Raw genomic sequence first — 327 nt, forward strand, 5'->3', positions numbered from 1 at the left:
CGACCGATCCCGGCAGCTCGGGCCCGGTCGATCCGTTCGATTCGGTGCCGGGCCAGTTCGCCAGCGACGCGCCGAACCTGCCGCGCTACCGTAACCGTGCCGAGCAGTACGCGCTGTTCGTGGAAGACCGGCTGGCGCTGAGCGAGCGCTGGTCGGTGCTGGGTGGCCTGCGCCACGACCGCGCGCGCATTGATCGCACCGATTTGATCAGCGGCCAGAACGCGTTCTCGAAGACCTACAGCAGCACCGGCTGGCGTGCAGGCACGGTATTCGCGCTGCAGCCGACGTTGAGCCTGTATGCGCAGTATTCGCAGGCGGCAGACCCGG

The 327-nt window shown here is 68.2% G+C and carries 1 protein-coding gene; it reads left to right on the plus strand.

Annotated features, from left to right (window positions below; translation table 11 throughout):
- The coding region (locus EN850_RS34825; protein WP_136093020.1) for a TonB-dependent receptor at positions 1 to 327 on the plus strand (327 nt) is incomplete at both ends.

Origin of the sequence: Mesorhizobium sp. M8A.F.Ca.ET.207.01.1.1 (assembly GCF_004794715.1) — a bacterium.
Taxonomy (GTDB): domain Bacteria; phylum Pseudomonadota; class Alphaproteobacteria; order Rhizobiales; family Rhizobiaceae; genus Mesorhizobium.